13 protein-coding genes are annotated in these 15,464 nt (G+C 71.4%); 9 read left to right on the top strand and 4 right to left on the bottom strand.

Annotated features, from left to right (window positions below; all coding sequences use genetic code 11):
• Positions 1–85: 85 nt before the first annotated feature.
• The 4 genes from KO717_RS27315 to KO717_RS27300 all read left to right on the top strand — a co-directional run bounded on the left by KO717_RS27315 (position 86) and on the right by KO717_RS27300 (position 3,986).
• Complete coding sequence (locus KO717_RS27315) at positions 86–1,012, top strand: ABC transporter ATP-binding protein (RefSeq protein ID WP_301371908.1); 927 nt, start codon at positions 86–88, stop codon at positions 1,010–1,012.
• The gene (locus tag KO717_RS27310) at positions 1,009–1,791 is read left to right on the top strand and encodes an ABC transporter permease (RefSeq protein ID WP_301371907.1); all 783 of its coding nucleotides are present in this window, start codon (positions 1,009–1,011) and stop codon (positions 1,789–1,791) included. The genes KO717_RS27315 and KO717_RS27310 overlap by 4 nt, the downstream gene beginning before the upstream one ends.
• A gap of 67 nt (positions 1,792–1,858) precedes the next feature.
• The gene (locus KO717_RS27305) at positions 1,859–2,992 is read left to right on the top strand and encodes a hypothetical protein (RefSeq protein ID WP_301371906.1); all 1,134 of its coding nucleotides are present in this window, start codon (positions 1,859–1,861) and stop codon (positions 2,990–2,992) included.
• A 4-nt stretch (positions 2,993–2,996) separates the two neighbouring features.
• The gene (locus KO717_RS27300) at positions 2,997–3,986 is read left to right on the top strand and encodes a COX15/CtaA family protein (RefSeq protein ID WP_301371905.1); all 990 of its coding nucleotides are present in this window, start codon (positions 2,997–2,999) and stop codon (positions 3,984–3,986) included.
• Between the two features lie 17 nt (positions 3,987–4,003).
• On the opposite strand, the gene KO717_RS27295 is transcribed toward KO717_RS27300, so the two are convergent.
• The 3 genes from KO717_RS27295 to KO717_RS27285 form a co-directional block, all read right to left on the bottom strand.
• A complete protein-coding gene (locus KO717_RS27295; RefSeq protein WP_301371904.1) occupies positions 4,004–5,095 on the bottom strand; it encodes an amidohydrolase family protein in 1,092 nt (363 codons plus the stop codon).
• 126 nt (positions 5,096–5,221) lie between these two features.
• On the bottom strand, positions 5,222–5,581 hold the full coding sequence (locus tag KO717_RS27290; protein WP_301371903.1) for a hypothetical protein: 360 nt from the start codon (positions 5,579–5,581) through the stop codon (positions 5,222–5,224).
• 24 nt (positions 5,582–5,605) lie between these two features.
• Complete coding sequence (locus KO717_RS27285) at positions 5,606–6,547, bottom strand: heme o synthase (RefSeq protein ID WP_301371902.1); 942 nt, start codon at positions 6,545–6,547, stop codon at positions 5,606–5,608.
• 333 nt (positions 6,548–6,880) lie between these two features.
• Here KO717_RS27285 and tkt point away from each other — a divergent pair, with 333 nt between their 5' ends.
• The 5 genes from tkt (at position 6,881) to pgl (ending at position 13,619) form a co-directional block, all read left to right on the top strand.
• Positions 6,881–8,968 (top strand): transketolase, encoded by a 2,088-nt coding sequence (gene tkt, locus KO717_RS27280; protein WP_301371901.1) that lies wholly within the window; start codon positions 6,881–6,883, stop codon positions 8,966–8,968.
• 35 nt (positions 8,969–9,003) lie between these two features.
• Positions 9,004–10,122, top strand: a complete 1,119-nt coding sequence (gene tal / locus KO717_RS27275) for a transaldolase (RefSeq protein ID WP_301371900.1) — start codon at positions 9,004–9,006, stop codon at positions 10,120–10,122.
• 5 nt (positions 10,123–10,127) lie between these two features.
• Positions 10,128–11,654: a glucose-6-phosphate dehydrogenase gene (zwf, locus tag KO717_RS27270; protein ID WP_030720386.1), complete on the top strand. Its 1,527-nt coding sequence runs from the start codon at positions 10,128–10,130 to the stop codon at positions 11,652–11,654.
• A complete protein-coding gene (gene opcA / locus KO717_RS27265; RefSeq protein ID WP_301371896.1) occupies positions 11,651–12,688 on the top strand; it encodes a glucose-6-phosphate dehydrogenase assembly protein OpcA in 1,038 nt (345 codons plus the stop codon). The genes zwf and opcA overlap by 4 nt, the downstream gene beginning before the upstream one ends.
• A gap of 148 nt (positions 12,689–12,836) precedes the next feature.
• A complete protein-coding gene (pgl, locus tag KO717_RS27260; protein ID WP_301374790.1) occupies positions 12,837–13,619 on the top strand; it encodes a 6-phosphogluconolactonase in 783 nt (260 codons plus the stop codon).
• 63 nt (positions 13,620–13,682) lie between these two features.
• Here the strand turns inward: pgl and pgi are convergent, their stop codons facing one another.
• The gene (gene pgi / locus KO717_RS27255) at positions 13,683–15,338 is read right to left on the bottom strand and encodes a glucose-6-phosphate isomerase (protein WP_301374788.1); all 1,656 of its coding nucleotides are present in this window, start codon (positions 15,336–15,338) and stop codon (positions 13,683–13,685) included.
• Positions 15,339–15,464: the final 126 nt, after the last annotated feature.

The following is a 15,464-nucleotide window of genomic DNA, read 5'->3' as shown; positions in this document are numbered from 1 at the left end:
CTCCGAACGGAAGACGAACCGGAGAAGAAGAGGCCCCGACCCCGGGCCCCACGGCCCCTCCCCCGGCTCCGTAGACTCACCCCCCATGAGCAACGACCCCGCCGTGGAGATCCGCGGACTGGTGAAGCGGTACGGCACCAAGACCGCGGTGGACGGCCTGGACCTCACCGTCCGGAGCGGCTCCGTCACCGCGGTCCTCGGTCCCAACGGCGCGGGCAAGACGACCACGGTGGAGGCCTGCGAGGGCTACCACCGCCCCGACGCCGGCACCGTCCGCGTCCTCGGCCTCGACCCGGTCGCCCAGGCCGGGGCCCTGCGCCCGCGGATCGGCGTGATGCTGCAGTCCGGCGGTGTCTACTCCGGAGCCCGCGCCGTCGAGATGCTCCGCCACATGGCCAAGCTCTACGCCGACCCGCTCGACGTCGGCACCCTGGTGGAACGCCTCGGACTCGGCGGCTGCGGCCGCACCCCCTACCGCCGGCTCTCCGGCGGCCAGCAGCAGCGCCTGGCCCTGGCCATGGCCGTGGTGGGCCGCCCCGAGCTGGTCTTCCTCGACGAGCCCACCGCCGGCCTGGACCCGCAGGCCCGCCGCGCGACCTGGGACCTCGTACGGGAGCTGCGCACCGACGGGGTCACCGTCGTCCTCACCACCCACCACATGGACGAGGCCGAGCAGCTCGCCGACGAGGTCGCCATCGTGGACGCGGGCAAGGTCATCGTCCACGGCAGCCCCGAGCAGCTGTGCCGCGGCGGCGCCGAGAACACCCTGCGCTTCACCGGCCGCCCCTCCCTCGACCTCGCCTCGCTCCTGAAGGCGCTGCCCGACGGCACCGAGGCCGCCGAGCTCGCCCCGGGCGTCTACCGGGTCACCGGCGACGTCCACCCGCAGCTGCTGGCCACCGTCGCCTCCTGGTGCGCGCAGCACGGCGTGATGCCGAGCAGCCTCACGGTGGAGCGGCACACCCTCGAGGACGTCTTCCTCGAACTGACAGGCAAGGAGCTGCGCGCATGAGCGCCGGTACGTTCACCCCCAGCCCGGGGGCCGCGCCCGTGTCCCGCATGATCCTCGCGCAGACGGCGCTGGAGACCCGGATGCTGCTGCGCAACGGGGAACAGCTGCTGCTGACCGTGATCATCCCGGCGCTGCTGCTGACCCTCTTCTCGGCTGTCGACATCGTCACCGTGCCCATCCAAGAGGGCGGCGGCGAGAAATCCGTCGACTTCCTCGCGCCCGGGATCCTGGCGCTCGCCGTGATGTCCACCGCCTTCACCGGCCAGGCCATCGCCACCGGCTTCGACCGCCGCTACGGGGTCCTCAAGCGGCTCGGGGCCTCCCCGCTGCCGCGCTGGGCCCTGATGGCCGCCAAGACCCTGTCGGTGCTGGTCACCGAGGTACTGCAGATCGCCCTGCTGACGGTGATCGCCCTCGCGCTGGGGTGGTCCCCGCAGGGCGACCCGCTGTCGGTGGCCGCGCTGATCCTGCTGGGCACGGCCGCCTTCTCCGGCCTCGGGCTGCTGATGGCGGGCACCCTCAAGGCCGAGATGACCCTGGCCGCCGCCAACCTGGTCTTCCTGCTGCTGCTGGTCGGCGGCGGGGTGATCGTGCCGCTGGAGAAGTTCCCGGAGGCCGCGCAGTCCGTCCTGGGGCTGCTGCCCATCGCGGCCCTGTCCGACGGGCTGCGGGAGGTGCTCCAGCACGGCGCTTCGCTCCCCTGGGGCGACGCGGCCGTACTGGCGGGCTGGTCCGTACTCGGTCTGGGCGCCGCCGCGCGGCTCTTCCGCTGGGAATGAAATCCCTCCCCTCGCGGCGGCGATGCCGCGAGGATGGGCCCCTCACACATGAAGCCGGGGGGCGGACATGGTGCAGCGGGACGCCGTTCTACGGCTGGACGATCAATGGGCACGGGTGCGGTCGGGGGCGGAGCACACGGAGCCCGGGGAGCGCGAGCGGCTCCTCGACGAGCTGATCGGCGCCCTGCGCCCGTTCACGGACGACCCTCGGTGCACCGCGCTGCTCGGGCTGCGCCTCGCCGACCGGGCCGCCGCACGGTTCGCCGCGGGGGACCGGGCGGGCGCCCTCGCCACGATCGAGGAGGGGCTGCGCAGCTCCGAGCGCGCGGCCGGGCACTCCCCCGAGTTCGCCCGCTGGTACGCGCGCGGGCTGATCAACCACGGGGTCTGGCTGTCCTGGCCGCTCAGCGACGGGGCCCGGCTGCCGAAGCACCCGCTGGGCCCGGCCGCCGGCGAGGGGCCGAGCGCCATGGAGCGGGCGGCCGGTGAGCGCGCCCGCGATCTGACCCGGACCGCGGTGGAGGTGTGGGCGGGGCTGGACCAGCGGGATCCGGTCAACCGGCGGGGCCTGGCCCAGGCCAAGGTGTTCCTCGGGGACCGCCTCGCCGAGCTGGGGTTCGCCGAGGAGGCCGTGGCCTGGGCCGTGGCAGCCGAGTCCGACTTCCGCCGGCTGCTGCTCGCGGACCCGGCCGCGGAGGAGTCCGGGGAGGCCGAGGAGGCCCTCGACCACATCGGCCGCCAGCTGGAACTGCGGCTGCGCTTCCTGACCTTCGGCTCGCTGGTCAGCCTGCGCACGCAGGGGATGCTGCCCGAACGGCTGCTGCCCCGGGCCGTGGTGGCCGCCCGTATCCAGGGGGTGGCGGAGCCGCGGATCGCGGCCGGGCTGGGGCTCGACGCCGAGCAGGTGCGCACGATGCTGGAGGTCACCCCCTGGCTCGCGGTGTGGCGCTTCGAGGTGCGCGGGCCTGACGGCCTGTGGAACGTACTCGAACATCCCTGGCACAGCACCACAGAAGTAAGGAATCGGACGGCCGAGGATGTAGCGGGGGAATTAGTACGCGGGTTCGCCGGCTCGGCGGACTACCCGGGCGACGGCACCCATTGGCGCATCCTGCTGTGGTGGCAGGAGGAGGGCGACCCCGCGGAGGCGAGGTACCGGCTGGTCATCGGCCCGGACACGCCCCTGGCCACCCCCTCGTGAAACTTTGCACAAGGGGTCGCCTACGATATGGGGCGTGTTGAACCCCCTCGCCCACATCGCCAGCCGCTGGACCCCGTCACCCCGGACCGTCCAGCGGGCCGCACTCGCCGCGCTCGTCATGAGCGTGGTCATCGTCGTCACCGGCGGCGCGGTACGGCTGACCGGATCCGGCCTCGGCTGCGACACCTGGCCCAAGTGCACCGACGACAGCCTGATCGTGACGCAGGAGCAGGGCTTCCACGGCGCCATCGAATTCGGCAACCGCATGCTGACCTACGTGCTCAGCGCGGCCGTCGGCTGGGGAATCATCGCCTCCCGCTCGGCAAAGCCCTGGCGGCACTCCCTGACGAAGCTCGGCTGGGTCCAGTTCGCGATCGTGCTGGCGAACGCCGTGCTCGGCGGCATCACCGTCCTGACCGGGCTCAACCCGTACAGCGTGGCCGGGCACTTCCTCCTCGCCACCGCGCTGATCACCGTGACGACGGTCACCTGGCAGCGCACCCGCGAAGGTGACGGCGCGCCCCGGCCGCGCGTGCCCGGCCCGGTGCGCAAGCTGTCGTGGGCGCTGCTCGCGACCACCCTCGTCCTGATCGCGGCGGGCACCGTCGTGACCGGCTCCGGTCCGCACGCCGGCGACAGCAGCGAGATCAAGCGGATGCCCTTCGACTGGGACACCACCGCCCACGTGCACGCCGTCTCCGCCTGGCTGGTGTGCGCGCTCGGTATCGCGATGTGGCTGGTCCTGCGCGTCGTGGACGCTCCCGCCGACACCCGGGCCCGCGCCCGCGACCTGCTGGTCGTGCTGCTCGCCCAGGGCGCGATCGGCTACGTGCAGTACGCGACCCACGTCCCCGAGGCCCTGGTCGCCGCCCACATGCTCGGCTCCTGCCTGGTGTGGATCGCCGTGGTCCGGATCGCCCTGAGTCTGCGCGAGCAGCCGGTCGAGCAGGCGGAGATCCCCGCCCAGGCCGACCCGCAGCTCTCCGCCGCCTAGTCGCCGATGCCCGGCCCCTACCCCCGGTCCAGGCGGTAGACGCGGCGGGCGTTGCCCGCCGCGACCAGGGCGGCCACCCGTTCCGCGTCCCGCCAGGACCAGGAACCCTCGGCCGCCCAGCCGCCCAGCACCCGGCCCAGCGCCTCACGGAACACCAGGGCGCCCACCGCGTGCAGTTCGGGCAGCTGCCGCCCGCCGCTGGAGAACAGCACCTTTCCGAACGGCGCGATCTCCAGCAGCTCCGCCAGGACCACCGCGGCCCGCGCCCCGGTCTGCCCGAGGGCCGCGCCCGTATCGGCGTAGACGTGCGGGAAGGCCGCCGCGAGCTGCGCGGTGCGGCGGTGGTGGGGATATCCGCCGAGCAGTACCAGTCGTGTCCCGAGGCCGGCGGTGGCGCGTACGAACCCGGTCAGCGCGGCCGGATCGGCCTCGCCCGTGTGCAGCTGGAGCGGCAGCCCCGACGCCACCGCGCTCCACAGCAGGTGGGCCAGGAGTACGGGGTCCCCTACGGCTCCGCCCCGCGGCCGCCGGGCCAGCCAGCGCCCGGCCGCCCCGCGCACCGCGCCGGGACCGGGCGGCTCGGGTGCCACGGCCGGAATGTCCGCGCGGGTGAAGGCCGTGGCACAGGTGAAGGCCGCGGCCCCGGTGGCGGCGTGGTGGACGGCCTCGGACAGATTGGCGAGGAAGGCGCCCACCGTCCCGGAGGTGTCGGCGACCTGCTCGGCCAGTAACTCCAGCCGGACCGACTCGAAGGCCTCGGCGTCCCCGGCGAGCGCCAGTTCCTTGGGCCCGGTGAGATCCCCGGGCACCCCGGTGTCGACCAGGTAGGCGGCGACGCCGGATCCCCTCAGCAGCCGCCGCGCGGTCTCGGCCGCGCCCAGCTCGCGCCGCCGCGCCAGATAGCGGGCGGGGGTGGCGTGCGGCTCCAGCCCCAGCAGCGGCGGGCACCAGCGGCGCACCGCGAAGCCGGTCTGCGTGTCGAAGAAGGTGGTGCCCGCGGCGGGCGGGCCGGCCGAGCGCATCAGCTGGGCTTCGAAGGTGCCCAGGCCCAGCTCCGTACGGAGTACTCCGTGGCAGTACTGGTCCACCAGGCGCGGCGTTTCGATCATCCGGGCATCCCGTTGCGGACGTGAGGAAGGGGCTTCCACACGTCCTAACGGGTGAGCGGGGTGTGAGGTGTTGCTCGGGCTGTTGACCGAGACGGCACTCCCGGGCCCCGGGACGTTCTCCCGGGCTCAGGCCGCCGGGTTCTCGGGTCCGCCGATCTGGATGCCGGCCATCCGCGTCCACTCGTACGGGCCCGTGCGCACGCGCGCGGCGAACTCCCCGTCGAACTCGTCGTGGAGGGTCAGCGCCGCCTTCTCCGCGGCCAGCTGGGCCACCTCGAAGGTGGGGGCCACCAGGTCGCCCCAGCCGCCGTCCGTACCCACGAGCACGATCCGGGTGCCGGCCTGGCCGATGTGGGCGAGCTGGCCCTCGACGCCGCCGTGCTGCCTGGCGAACGCGCCGATCTGCTTGGCCAGCTTCGCGGCCTTACGGTCCTGCTTCTTGTCCGCGGCGCCTGCGGCGGCCGCCGTGTCTGCGGTGTCTCCCATGGAAGCCATGCTACCGGTGAGTAATCAACGGAGGAAGGGATCCACGGCCACCGCCACGAACAGCAGCGACACGTAGGTGATGGACCAGTGGAACAGGCGCATCTCCTTGAGCTTCGCGCCCGTGATGCCGGCCTTGGCCCGCGCGTGGAGCGCGTGCGCCTCCCACAGCCACCAGCCGCCCGAGACCAGCGCGACCGCGGTGTAGAACCAGCCGGTGTAGCCCAGCGGGGTCAGCAGCAGCGAGACCGCCACCATCACCCAGCTGTAGAGGACGATCTGGCGCGCCACGGCCTTGTTGCCCGCGACGACCGGGAGCATCGGCACACCGGCCCGCGCGTAGTCGTCCTTGACCTTCATCGACAGCGGCCAGTAGTGCGGCGGCGTCCAGAAGAAGATGACGAGGAACAGGATGACCGCGGCCCAGGAGACCTCGTCCCTGACGGCCGACCAGCCGATGAGCACCGGCATGCAGCCCGCGATGCCGCCCCAGACGATGTTCTGGGCGGTGCGCCGCTTCAGCAGCATCGTGTAGACCACGACGTAGAAGAGGAGCGCACCGAGCGACAGCGCCGCCGACAGCCAGTTGACGAGCAGGCCGAAGAAGAGGGTGGACACGACCGCGAGGGTGAGGCCGAAGGCCAGGCACTCCCGCGGACTGACCATGCCGGTCACCAGCGGGCGCTGCGACGTCCGGTCCATCAGCGCGTCGATGTCGCGGTCGATGTACATGTTCAGCGCGTTGGCGCCGCCGGCGGACAAGTAGCCGCCGAGGCAGGTCACGAGGACCAGCCGCAGTGACGGAACGCCCTGCTCGGCAAGGAACATCACCGGCACTGTGGTGATCAGCAGAAGTTCGATGATCCGCGGCTTGGTCAATGCCACGAAAGCCATGACGCGGGTCCCGAGCGGCCGCTGACCGGGGCTCGTCCCGAGCACCCCCGCTGGACGGGATTCGACGGCCGTCACGCACACCCCTGAGAGAGAATCCAGCAAGCTCCGACTCGGGCCATTCACAACATGAAGGCCCGGTTAAGGCTTGCGCGTACCACGCCACTGTAGACGTTGCGCTTACGTCGCCCCGCGCCGGGGTCGCCTCGTGTTGAGCCGATCGGACCGTGCATACATACGGGGGACGGCCCTCGCCGGACGCCGGTGCGCGGGTGAACGCGGGTCGGCGGCGCGGTGACGGACTGCCTGCACTCGAATAGCTGCACGCCGTTGCGGGGGTAGGCTCGGAATCGCGCCGGTGCACCGTTCGTCACCGGGATTCATACATGTGGAGAGGAGCCCTGACCCACGGTGAGCACCAAGCCGACCACCACAGAGCTCGAGTGGACCGAACTGGACCAGCGGGCCGTCGACACCGCCCGCATCCTGGCCGCTGACGCGGTCCAGAAGGTCGGAAACGGCCACCCCGGTACGGCGATGAGCCTGGCCCCCGCCGCGTACACCCTCTTCCAGAAGGTGATGCGGCACGACCCGGCGGACCCCGAGTGGGTTGGCCGCGACCGCTTCGTCCTCTCCGCGGGGCACTCCTCCCTGACGCTCTACACCCAGCTCTACCTCGGCGGGTTCGGGCTGGAGCTGGACGACCTCAAGGCGTTCCGCACCTGGGGCTCGAAGACCCCCGGCCACCCGGAGTACGGCCACACGGCCGGCGTGGAGACCACCACCGGCCCCCTCGGCCAGGGCATCGCCAACGCGGTGGGCATGGCCATGGCCGCCCGCTACGAGCGCGGTCTGTTCGACCCGGAGGCCGCCCAGGGCGCCTCCCCGTTCGACCACATGGTCTACGCGATCGCGGGCGACGGCTGCCTCCAGGAGGGCATCTCGCACGAGGCGTCCGCGCTGGCCGGCCACCAGAAGCTCGGCAACCTCGTCCTGCTGTGGGACGACAACCACATCTCCATCGAGGGAGACACGGAGACGGCCGTCTCCGAGGACACCCTCAAGCGCTACGAGGCGTACGGCTGGCACGTCCAGCGCGTCGAGCAGCAGGAGAACGGCGACCTCGACCCGAAGGCGCTGTTCGCCGCCCTCCAGGCCGCCAAGGCCGAGACCGGCCGCCCGTCCTTCATCGCGGCCCGCTCGATCATCGCCTGGCCCGCCCCGCACGCCCAGAACACCGAGGCCGCCCACGGCTCGGCGCTCGGCGACGACGAGGTCGCGGCCACCAAGCGCGTCCTCGGCTTCGACCCGGAGCAGACCTTCGAGGTCTCCGACGAGGTCATCGCCCACACCCGCAAGGCCCTCGACCGCGGCCGCGAGGCCAAGGCCGAGTGGGAGAAGGAGTTCTCCGCCTGGCGCACCGCCAACCCGGAGCGCGCCGCCGAGTTCGACCGCATCAACGCCAACGAGCTGCCCGCGGGCTGGGAGGACAAGCTCCCCGTCTTCGAGGCCGGCAAGGGTGTCGCCACCCGCGCCGCCTCCGGCAAGGTGCTCGGCGCGCTCGGCGCGGTCATCCCGGAGCTGTGGGGCGGCTCGGCCGACCTGGCCGGCTCCAACAACACCACCATCGACAAGGACTCCTCGTTCCTGCCGGTGGGGAACCCGCTGCCGGAGGCCGACCCGTACGGCCGCACCATCCACTTCGGCATCCGCGAGCACGCCATGGCCGCGTCCATGAACGGCATCGCGCTGCACGGCCACACCCGCATCTACGGCGGCACCTTCCTGGTGTTCTCCGACTACATGCGCAACGCCGTCCGCCTGTCCGCGCTGATGCACCTGCCGGTGACGTACGTGTGGACGCACGACTCCATCGGTCTGGGCGAGGACGGCCCGACCCACCAGCCGGTCGAGCACCTCGCCTCGCTGCGCGCCATCCCGGGCCTGAACATCGTCCGCCCGGCCGACGCCAACGAGACCGCCATCGCCTGGCGCGAGATCCTGCGCCGCCACACCAAGGTCTTCGGCAAGGGTGCCCCGCACGGCCTCGCGCTGACCCGCCAGGGTGTGCCGACCTACGAGCGCAACGAGGCCGCCGCCAAGGGCGGGTACGTCCTGTTCGAGGCCGAGGGCGGCCCCGCGCAGGTCCTCCTCATCGGTACCGGCTCCGAGGTGCACCTGGCCGTCGAGGCCCGCGAGCAGCTCCAGGCACAGGGCGTCCCCACCCGGGTCGTCTCGATGCCGTCCGTCGAGTGGTTCGAGGAGCAGGACCAGGAGTACAAGGACAGCGTCCTGCCGCCGTCGGTGAAGGCCCGCGTCGCGGTCGAGGCGGGCATCGGCCTGACCTGGCACCGCTACGTCGGTGACGCCGGCCGGATCGTCTCGCTGGAGCACTTCGGTGCCTCGGCCGACGCGAAGGTGCTCTTCCGCGAGTTCGGCTTCACCGCCGAGAACGTGGCGGCCGCCGCCCAGGAATCCCTTGCCGCCGCCGCGCGCTGAAGCCGGTACGCAACCCAAGTAGGAGATGTAATCCCATGACAGACGCACTCAAGCGCCTCTCCGACGAAGGCGTCGCGATCTGGCTGGACGACCTGTCCCGCAAGCGCATCACGTCCGGCAACCTGGCCGAGCTCATCGACCAGTCGCACGTGGTCGGTGTCACCACCAACCCGGCGATCTTCCAGAAGGCCATCAGCGGCGGCGAGGGCTACGAGCAGCAGCTCACCGACCTCGCGACCCGCAAGGTCACCGTGGAAGAGGCCCTGCGCATGATCACGACGGCGGACGTCAGGGACGCCGCCGACATCCTGCGCCCGGTCTACGACCGCACCGACGGCCAGGACGGCCGCGTGTCGATCGAGGTCGACCCGCGCCTGGCGCACAACACCCCGGCGACCGTCGCCGAGGCCAAGCAGCTCGCCTGGCTGGTGGACCGCCCGAACACGCTCATCAAGATCCCGGCGACCAAGGCCGGCCTGCCGGCGATCACCGAGGTCATCGGCAAGGGCATCAGCGTCAACGTCACGCTGATCTTCTCGCTGGAGCGCTACCGCGAGGTCATGGACGCGTACCTGGCGGGTCTGGAGAAGGCCAAGGCTTCGGGCCTGGACCTCTCCCTGATCCACTCGGTCGCCTCCTTCTTCGTGTCCCGCGTGGACTCGGAGATCGACAAGCGTCTGGACGCGGTCGGCACCGACGAGGCGAAGGCCCTCAAGGGCAAGGCGGCGCTCGCCAACGCCCGTCTGGCCTACCAGGCCTACGAGGAGGTCTTCTCCTCGGACCGCTGGACCGCGCTGGAGAAGCACGGCGCCAACAAGCAGCGTGCGCTGTGGGCCTCGACGGGCGTCAAGGACCCCGCCTACAAGGACACCCTGTACGTGGACGACCTGGTCGCCCCGAACACGGTGAACACCATGCCGGAGGCCACCCTGGAGGCCACCGCCGACCACGGGCAGATCACGGGTGACACCGTGCGCGGCACCTACGAGCAGGCGCGCGCCGAGCTCGACGCGGTCGCGAAGCTCGGCATCTCGTACGACGATGTGGTGCAGCTGCTCGAGGACGAGGGCGTCGAGAAGTTCGAGGCGTCCTGGAACGACCTGCTGAAGTCGACCGAGGCGGAGCTTGAGCGCCTCGCCCCCACGGAGGCCTGAACACCTTGTCTGTAAACGGAGCGAACCCGCTTCGTGACGCACAGGACCGGCGGCTCCCGCGCATCGCGGGGCCGTCCGGCCTGGTCATTTTCGGCGTTACGGGTGACCTGTCGCGCAAGAAGCTGATGCCTGCCGTCTACGACCTGGCCAACAGAGGCCTGCTTCCGCCGGGCTTCTCGCTGATCGGGTTCGCCCGCCGCGAGTGGCAGGACGAGGACTTCGCCCAGGTGGTCCACGACGCGGTCAAGGAGCACTCCCGGACGCCCTTCCGCGAGGAAGTGTGGCAGCAGCTCGTGCAGGGCTGCCGTTTCGTCTCGGGCGATTTCGACGACGACGCCGCCTTCGAGACGCTGAAGGCGACCATAGAGGAGCTGGACAAGGCACAGGGCACGGGCGGCAACTTCGCCTTCTACCTGTCGGTCCCGCCGAAGTTCTTCCCCAAGGTGGTCCAGCAGCTCAAGGACCACGGGCTGGCGCAGAAGGAGGGCTCCTGGCGGCGTGCCGTCATCGAGAAGCCGTTCGGACACGACCTGAAGAGCGCCGAGGAACTCAACAAGGTCGTCCACGAGGTCTTCCCGCGCGACGAGGTCTTCCGGATCGACCACTACCTCGGCAAGGAGACCGTCCAGAACATCCTGGCGCTCCGCTTCGCCAACACGATGTTCGAGCCGATCTGGAACCGGTCGTACGTCGACCACGTGCAGATCACCATGGCCGAGGACATCGGCATCGGCGGCCGGGCCGGATACTACGACGGCATCGGCGCCGCCCGTGACGTCATCCAGAACCACCTGCTCCAGCTGCTCGCGCTGACCGCGATGGAGGAGCCCGGCTCCTTCCACCCCAAGGCGCTGGTGGCCGAGAAGCTCAAGGTGCTGACCGCCGTGGAGCTGCCGGAGGACCTGGGCAAGCACACCGTGCGCGGCCAGTACTCGGCGGCCTGGCAGGGCGGCGAGAAGGTCGTCGGGTACCTCGAAGAGGATGGCATCGACCCCAAGTCGAAGACCGACACCTACGCGGCCATCCGCCTGGAGATCAACAACCGCCGCTGGGCGGGCGTCCCGTTCTACCTGCGGACGGGCAAGCGCCTGGGCCGCCGGGTGACCGAGATCGCGGTCGTCTTCAAGCGGGCCCCGTACCTGCCGTTCGAGTCGGGCGCGACCGAGGAGCTGGGGCAGAACGCCCTGGTCATCCGGGTCCAGCCGGACGAGGGCGTGACGGTCCGCTTCGGCTCCAAGGTCCCGGGCACCTCCATGGAGGTCCGGGACGTCACGATGGACTTCGCCTACGGCGAGTCCTTCACGGAGTCGAGCCCCGAGGCGTACGAGCGGCTCATCCTCGACGTGCTCCTCGGCGACGCGAACCTCTTCCCGCGCCACCAGGAAGTCGAACTGTCCTGGAACATCCTCGACCCGATCGAGGAGTACTGGGACAAGCACGGCAAGCCCGCGCAGTACCCGTCGGGCACCTGGGGACCGGTCGAGGCGGACGAGATGCTCGCACGAGACGGACGGAGCTGGCGCCGGCCATGAAGATCGACCTCACGGAGACCAACTCCAGCAAGATCAATGCCGCGATGGTGCAGGCACGCCGGGACATCGGCACGCCGGCCATCGGCATGGTCCTCACGCTGGTGATCGTGACCGACGAGGAGAACGCGTACGACGCGCTCAAGTCGGCGAACGACGCGTCCCACGAACACCCCTCGCGGATCGTCGTCGTCATCAAGCGGGCCAGCCGCTCGCCACGCAGCCGCCGCGACGCCCGGCTCGACGCGGAAGTCCGCGTCGGGGCGGACTCCGGCAGCGGTGAAACGGTTGTGCTCCGCCTTCACGGCGAACTGGTCGACCACGCCCAGTCGGTGGTTCTCCCGCTGCTCCTGCCGGACGCCCCCGTGGTCGTCTGGTGGCCGGACGGTGCCCCCGCGGACCTGGCGGGCGATCCGCTGGGTGCGCTGGGACAGCGCCGGATCACGGACACGTACTCCTGCGAGGACCCGATCAGGGCGCTCAGCGGCCGTGCGGGGGCGTACGCCCCCGGGGACACGGACCTGTCCTGGACCCGGATCACCCCGTGGCGCTCCATGCTGGCGGCGGCACTGGACCAGCAGGCCCTGTCGGTCGTCTCGGCGACCGTCGAGGGCGAGGACGAGAACCCGAGCTGCGAACTGCTGGCCATGTGGCTGGCGGACCGGCTCCAGGTCCCCGTCAGTCGCACGCTGTCGTCGGGCCCGGGCCTGACGGCCGTACGCCTGTCCACCAAGGACGGCGACATCGTCCTGGACCGGGCGGACGGCGCGCTGGCCACGCTGTGCATGCCGGGGCAGCCCGACCGTGCGGTGGCGCTCAAGCGCCGCGACACGGCCGAGCTCCTGGCGGAGGAGCTGCGCAGGCTGGATCCGGACAACACGTACGAGGCCTCGCTGAAGTTCGGCGTGGCGAGGCTGGAGGCGTCGGCGACCCCGGCGGAGCCCGAGGCCCCCGCCAAGGCCGAGGCCGCCGCTCCGGCCAAGGCCGAGCCTCCGAAGCCGGCCCCCAAGCCGGCGAAGAAGGCCGCGGCCAAGTAGCCGTAGCCGCTGCGCGGAGCCGACCCCGCCCCGCCCTTTCTCCGTTTCCTGGGGCTCCGCCCCGGTTTCGGGAAGGGGCGGGGTGGGGCACGGCTCCGCGCAGCGGCATCTGCACTCCGATCTACCGACAAGGCGGAAGCACATGGGTATGACGACTCCCCAGGTCGTCGTCCACCGGGACAAGGAACTGATGGCCCAGGCCACCGCGGCCCGGCTCATCACGAAGATCGTGGACGCGCAGACGGCCCGCGGCAGCGCGTCCGTCGTCCTCACCGGCGGACGCAACGGCAACGGTCTGCTCGCGGCACTGGCCGCCGCCCCGGCGCGGGACGCGGTCGACTGGTCCCGGCTGGACCTGTGGTGGGGCGACGAGCGGTACGTCCCCGCCGACGACCCCGAGCGCAACCACACCCAGGCCCGCGAGGCCCTGCTGGACGCGGTCCCGGTGGACCCCGCCCGCGTGCACGTGATGCCCGCCTCGGACGGCCCGTACGGAGGCGACGTGGACGCCGCGGCGGCCTCCTACGCGGCCGAGCTGGCCAAGGCGGCCGGGCCGGAGGACCACGGTCCGGTCCCCCGGTTCGACGTGCTGATGCTGGGCGTGGGCCCGGACACGCACGTGGCCTCGCTGTTCCCGGAGCACCCGGCGGCCCGCGAGACCGAGCGCACGGTGGTCGGCGTGCACGGCGCCCCGAAGCCCCCGCCCACCCGGATCTCGCTCACGCTCCCGGCGATCCGGGCGGCCCGTGAGGTCTGGCTGCTGGCCGCGGGTGAGGACAAGGCCGGGGCGGTCTCCCTGGCCCTCGGCGGCGCGGGCGAGGTCCAGGCCCCGGCCGCGGCGGCGTACGGCCGCTCCCGCACCCTGTGGCTCCTGGACCGCGCGGCGGCGGCCAAGCTCCCGGCCGGCATGTACCCCCCGGCCTCTTCCTGACGAAGGCCGACGCAGAAGGGCCCGCCTCCCCGTACCGGGGGGCGGGCCCTTCTCGTACCTGGGTCAGCTACGACCGCGCAGCGCGCGGTACGTGGCCACCAGCGCCTTCGTCGAGGCATCCAGCCCCGGCACGTCGGCGCCCTCGCTCAGCGCGGGCTCGACCCGCTTGGCGAGCACCTTGCCGAGTTCGACGCCCCACTGGTCGAAGGAGTCGATGTTCCACACCGCGCCCTGGACGAACACCTTGTGCTCGTAGAGCGCGATCAGCTGGCCCAGCACCGCCGGGGAGAGCTCTCCCGCCAGGATGGTGGTCGTCGGGTGGTTCCCGTGGAAGGTCTTGTGCGGGACCAGCGATTCCGGGGCGCCCTCGGCACGCACCTCGTCCGCCGTCTTGCCGAAGGCCAGCGCCTGGGTCTGCGCGAAGAAGTTCGCCATCAGCAGGTCGTGCTGGGCCGCCGGGGCCGCCTCCAGCTCCGCCACCGGGCGGGCGAAGCCGATGAAGTCCGCGGGGATCACCTTCGTCCCCTGGTGGATCAGCTGGTAGTAGGCGTGCTGTCCGTTGGTGCCGGGCGTGCCCCAGACCACCGGGCCCGTCTGCCACTCCACCGGATTGCCGTCGCGGTCCACGGACTTGCCGTTGGACTCCATGTCGAGCTGCTGCAAGTACGCCGTGAACCGCGAGAGGTAGTGGCTGTACGGGAGCACCGCGTGCGACTGGGCGTCGAAGAAGGCGCCGTACCAGATCCCCAACAGGCCCAGCAGCAGCGGGGCGTTCTCGTGCGCGGGCGCCGTGCGGAAGTGCTCGTCCATGGCGTGGAAGCCGCCGAGCATCTCACGGAAGGCGGCCGGGCCGATCGCGATCATCAGCGAGAGGCCGATGGCGGAGTCGAACGAGTAGCGTCCGCCGACCCAGTCCCAGAACCCGAACATGTTGGCCGGATCGATGCCGAAGTCGGTGACCTTCTCGGCGTTGGTGGACAGCGCCACGAAGTGCCGGGCCACGGCGGCCTGGTCCCCGCCCAGTCCGGCGAGCAGCCAGCCGCGCGCCGAGGTGGCGTTGGTGATGGTCTCGATGGTGGTGAAGGTCTTGGAGGCGATGATGAAGAGCGTCTCGGCCGGGTCCAGGTCCCGCACGGCCTCGTGCAGGTCCGCGCCGTCGACGTTGGAGACGAAGCGCACCGTCAGATCGCGGTCGGTGAAGGCGCGCAGGGCCTCGTACGCCATGGCCGGGCCGAGGTCGGAGCCGCCGATGCCGATGTTGACGACGTTCTTGATGCGCTTGCCCGTGAAGCCGGTCCACGCTCCCGACCTGATCCGGTCGGAGAAGTCGGCCATCTTGTCGAGGACGGCGTGCACGCCCGGGACGACGTCCTCGCCGTCCACCTCGACGACCGTGTCCGCCGGTGCGCGCAGGGCGGTGTGCAGCACCGCCCGGTCCTCGGTCGTGTTGATCTTCTCGCCGCGGAACATCGCCTCGCGCAGCCCGGCCACGCCCGTGGCCTCGGCCAGTTCGTGGAGCAGTGCGAGCGTCTCGTCGGTGACGAGGTGCTTCGAGTAGTCGATGTGCAGGTCTCCGACCTGCAGGGTGTAGCCGGAGCCGCGGTCGGGATTCTCCTCGAACAGCTCGCGCAGATGCGTCTGCCCGAACTCCTCCCGGTGCTTGCCGAGTGCCAGCCACTCCGGCGTCCGGTTCAGCTTCGTACGGCTGCCTGCATTCATCTCGGACATCAACCCACTTCTTCCGTCCTGTCGTGCCCCGCCGTTCACCAACTTAAGGGATCACCAGCGGCAGAACGCACACAAAGAGGCCCGGCCCCACAGGAGAAGTTCCTGTGGGGCCGGGCC

The organism is Streptomyces xanthophaeus (assembly GCF_030440515.1).
Lineage (GTDB): Bacteria > Actinomycetota > Actinomycetes > Streptomycetales > Streptomycetaceae > Streptomyces > Streptomyces kutzneri.
This window is presented reverse-complemented; position numbering and strand designations above follow the sequence as displayed.

Coding starts and splice junctions, on each gene's coding strand:
- KO717_RS27315 (WP_301371908.1), top strand. CDS start 86: ATGAGCAACGACCCCGCCGTGGAGATCCGCGGACTGGTGAAGCGGTAC.
- KO717_RS27310 (WP_301371907.1), top strand. CDS start 1,009: ATGAGCGCCGGTACGTTCACCCCCAGCCCGGGGGCCGCGCCCGTGTCC.
- KO717_RS27305 (WP_301371906.1), top strand. CDS start 1,859: ATGGTGCAGCGGGACGCCGTTCTACGGCTGGACGATCAATGGGCACGG.
- KO717_RS27295 (WP_301371904.1), bottom strand. CDS start 5,095: ATGATCGAAACGCCGCGCCTGGTGGACCAGTACTGCCACGGAGTACTC.
- KO717_RS27290 (WP_301371903.1), bottom strand. CDS start 5,581: ATGGGAGACACCGCAGACACGGCGGCCGCCGCAGGCGCCGCGGACAAG.
- tal (WP_301371900.1), top strand. CDS start 9,004: ATGACAGACGCACTCAAGCGCCTCTCCGACGAAGGCGTCGCGATCTGG.
- opcA (WP_301371896.1), top strand. CDS start 11,651: ATGAAGATCGACCTCACGGAGACCAACTCCAGCAAGATCAATGCCGCG.
- pgl (WP_301374790.1), top strand. CDS start 12,837: ATGACGACTCCCCAGGTCGTCGTCCACCGGGACAAGGAACTGATGGCC.
- pgi (WP_301374788.1), bottom strand. CDS start 15,338: ATGAATGCAGGCAGCCGTACGAAGCTGAACCGGACGCCGGAGTGGCTG.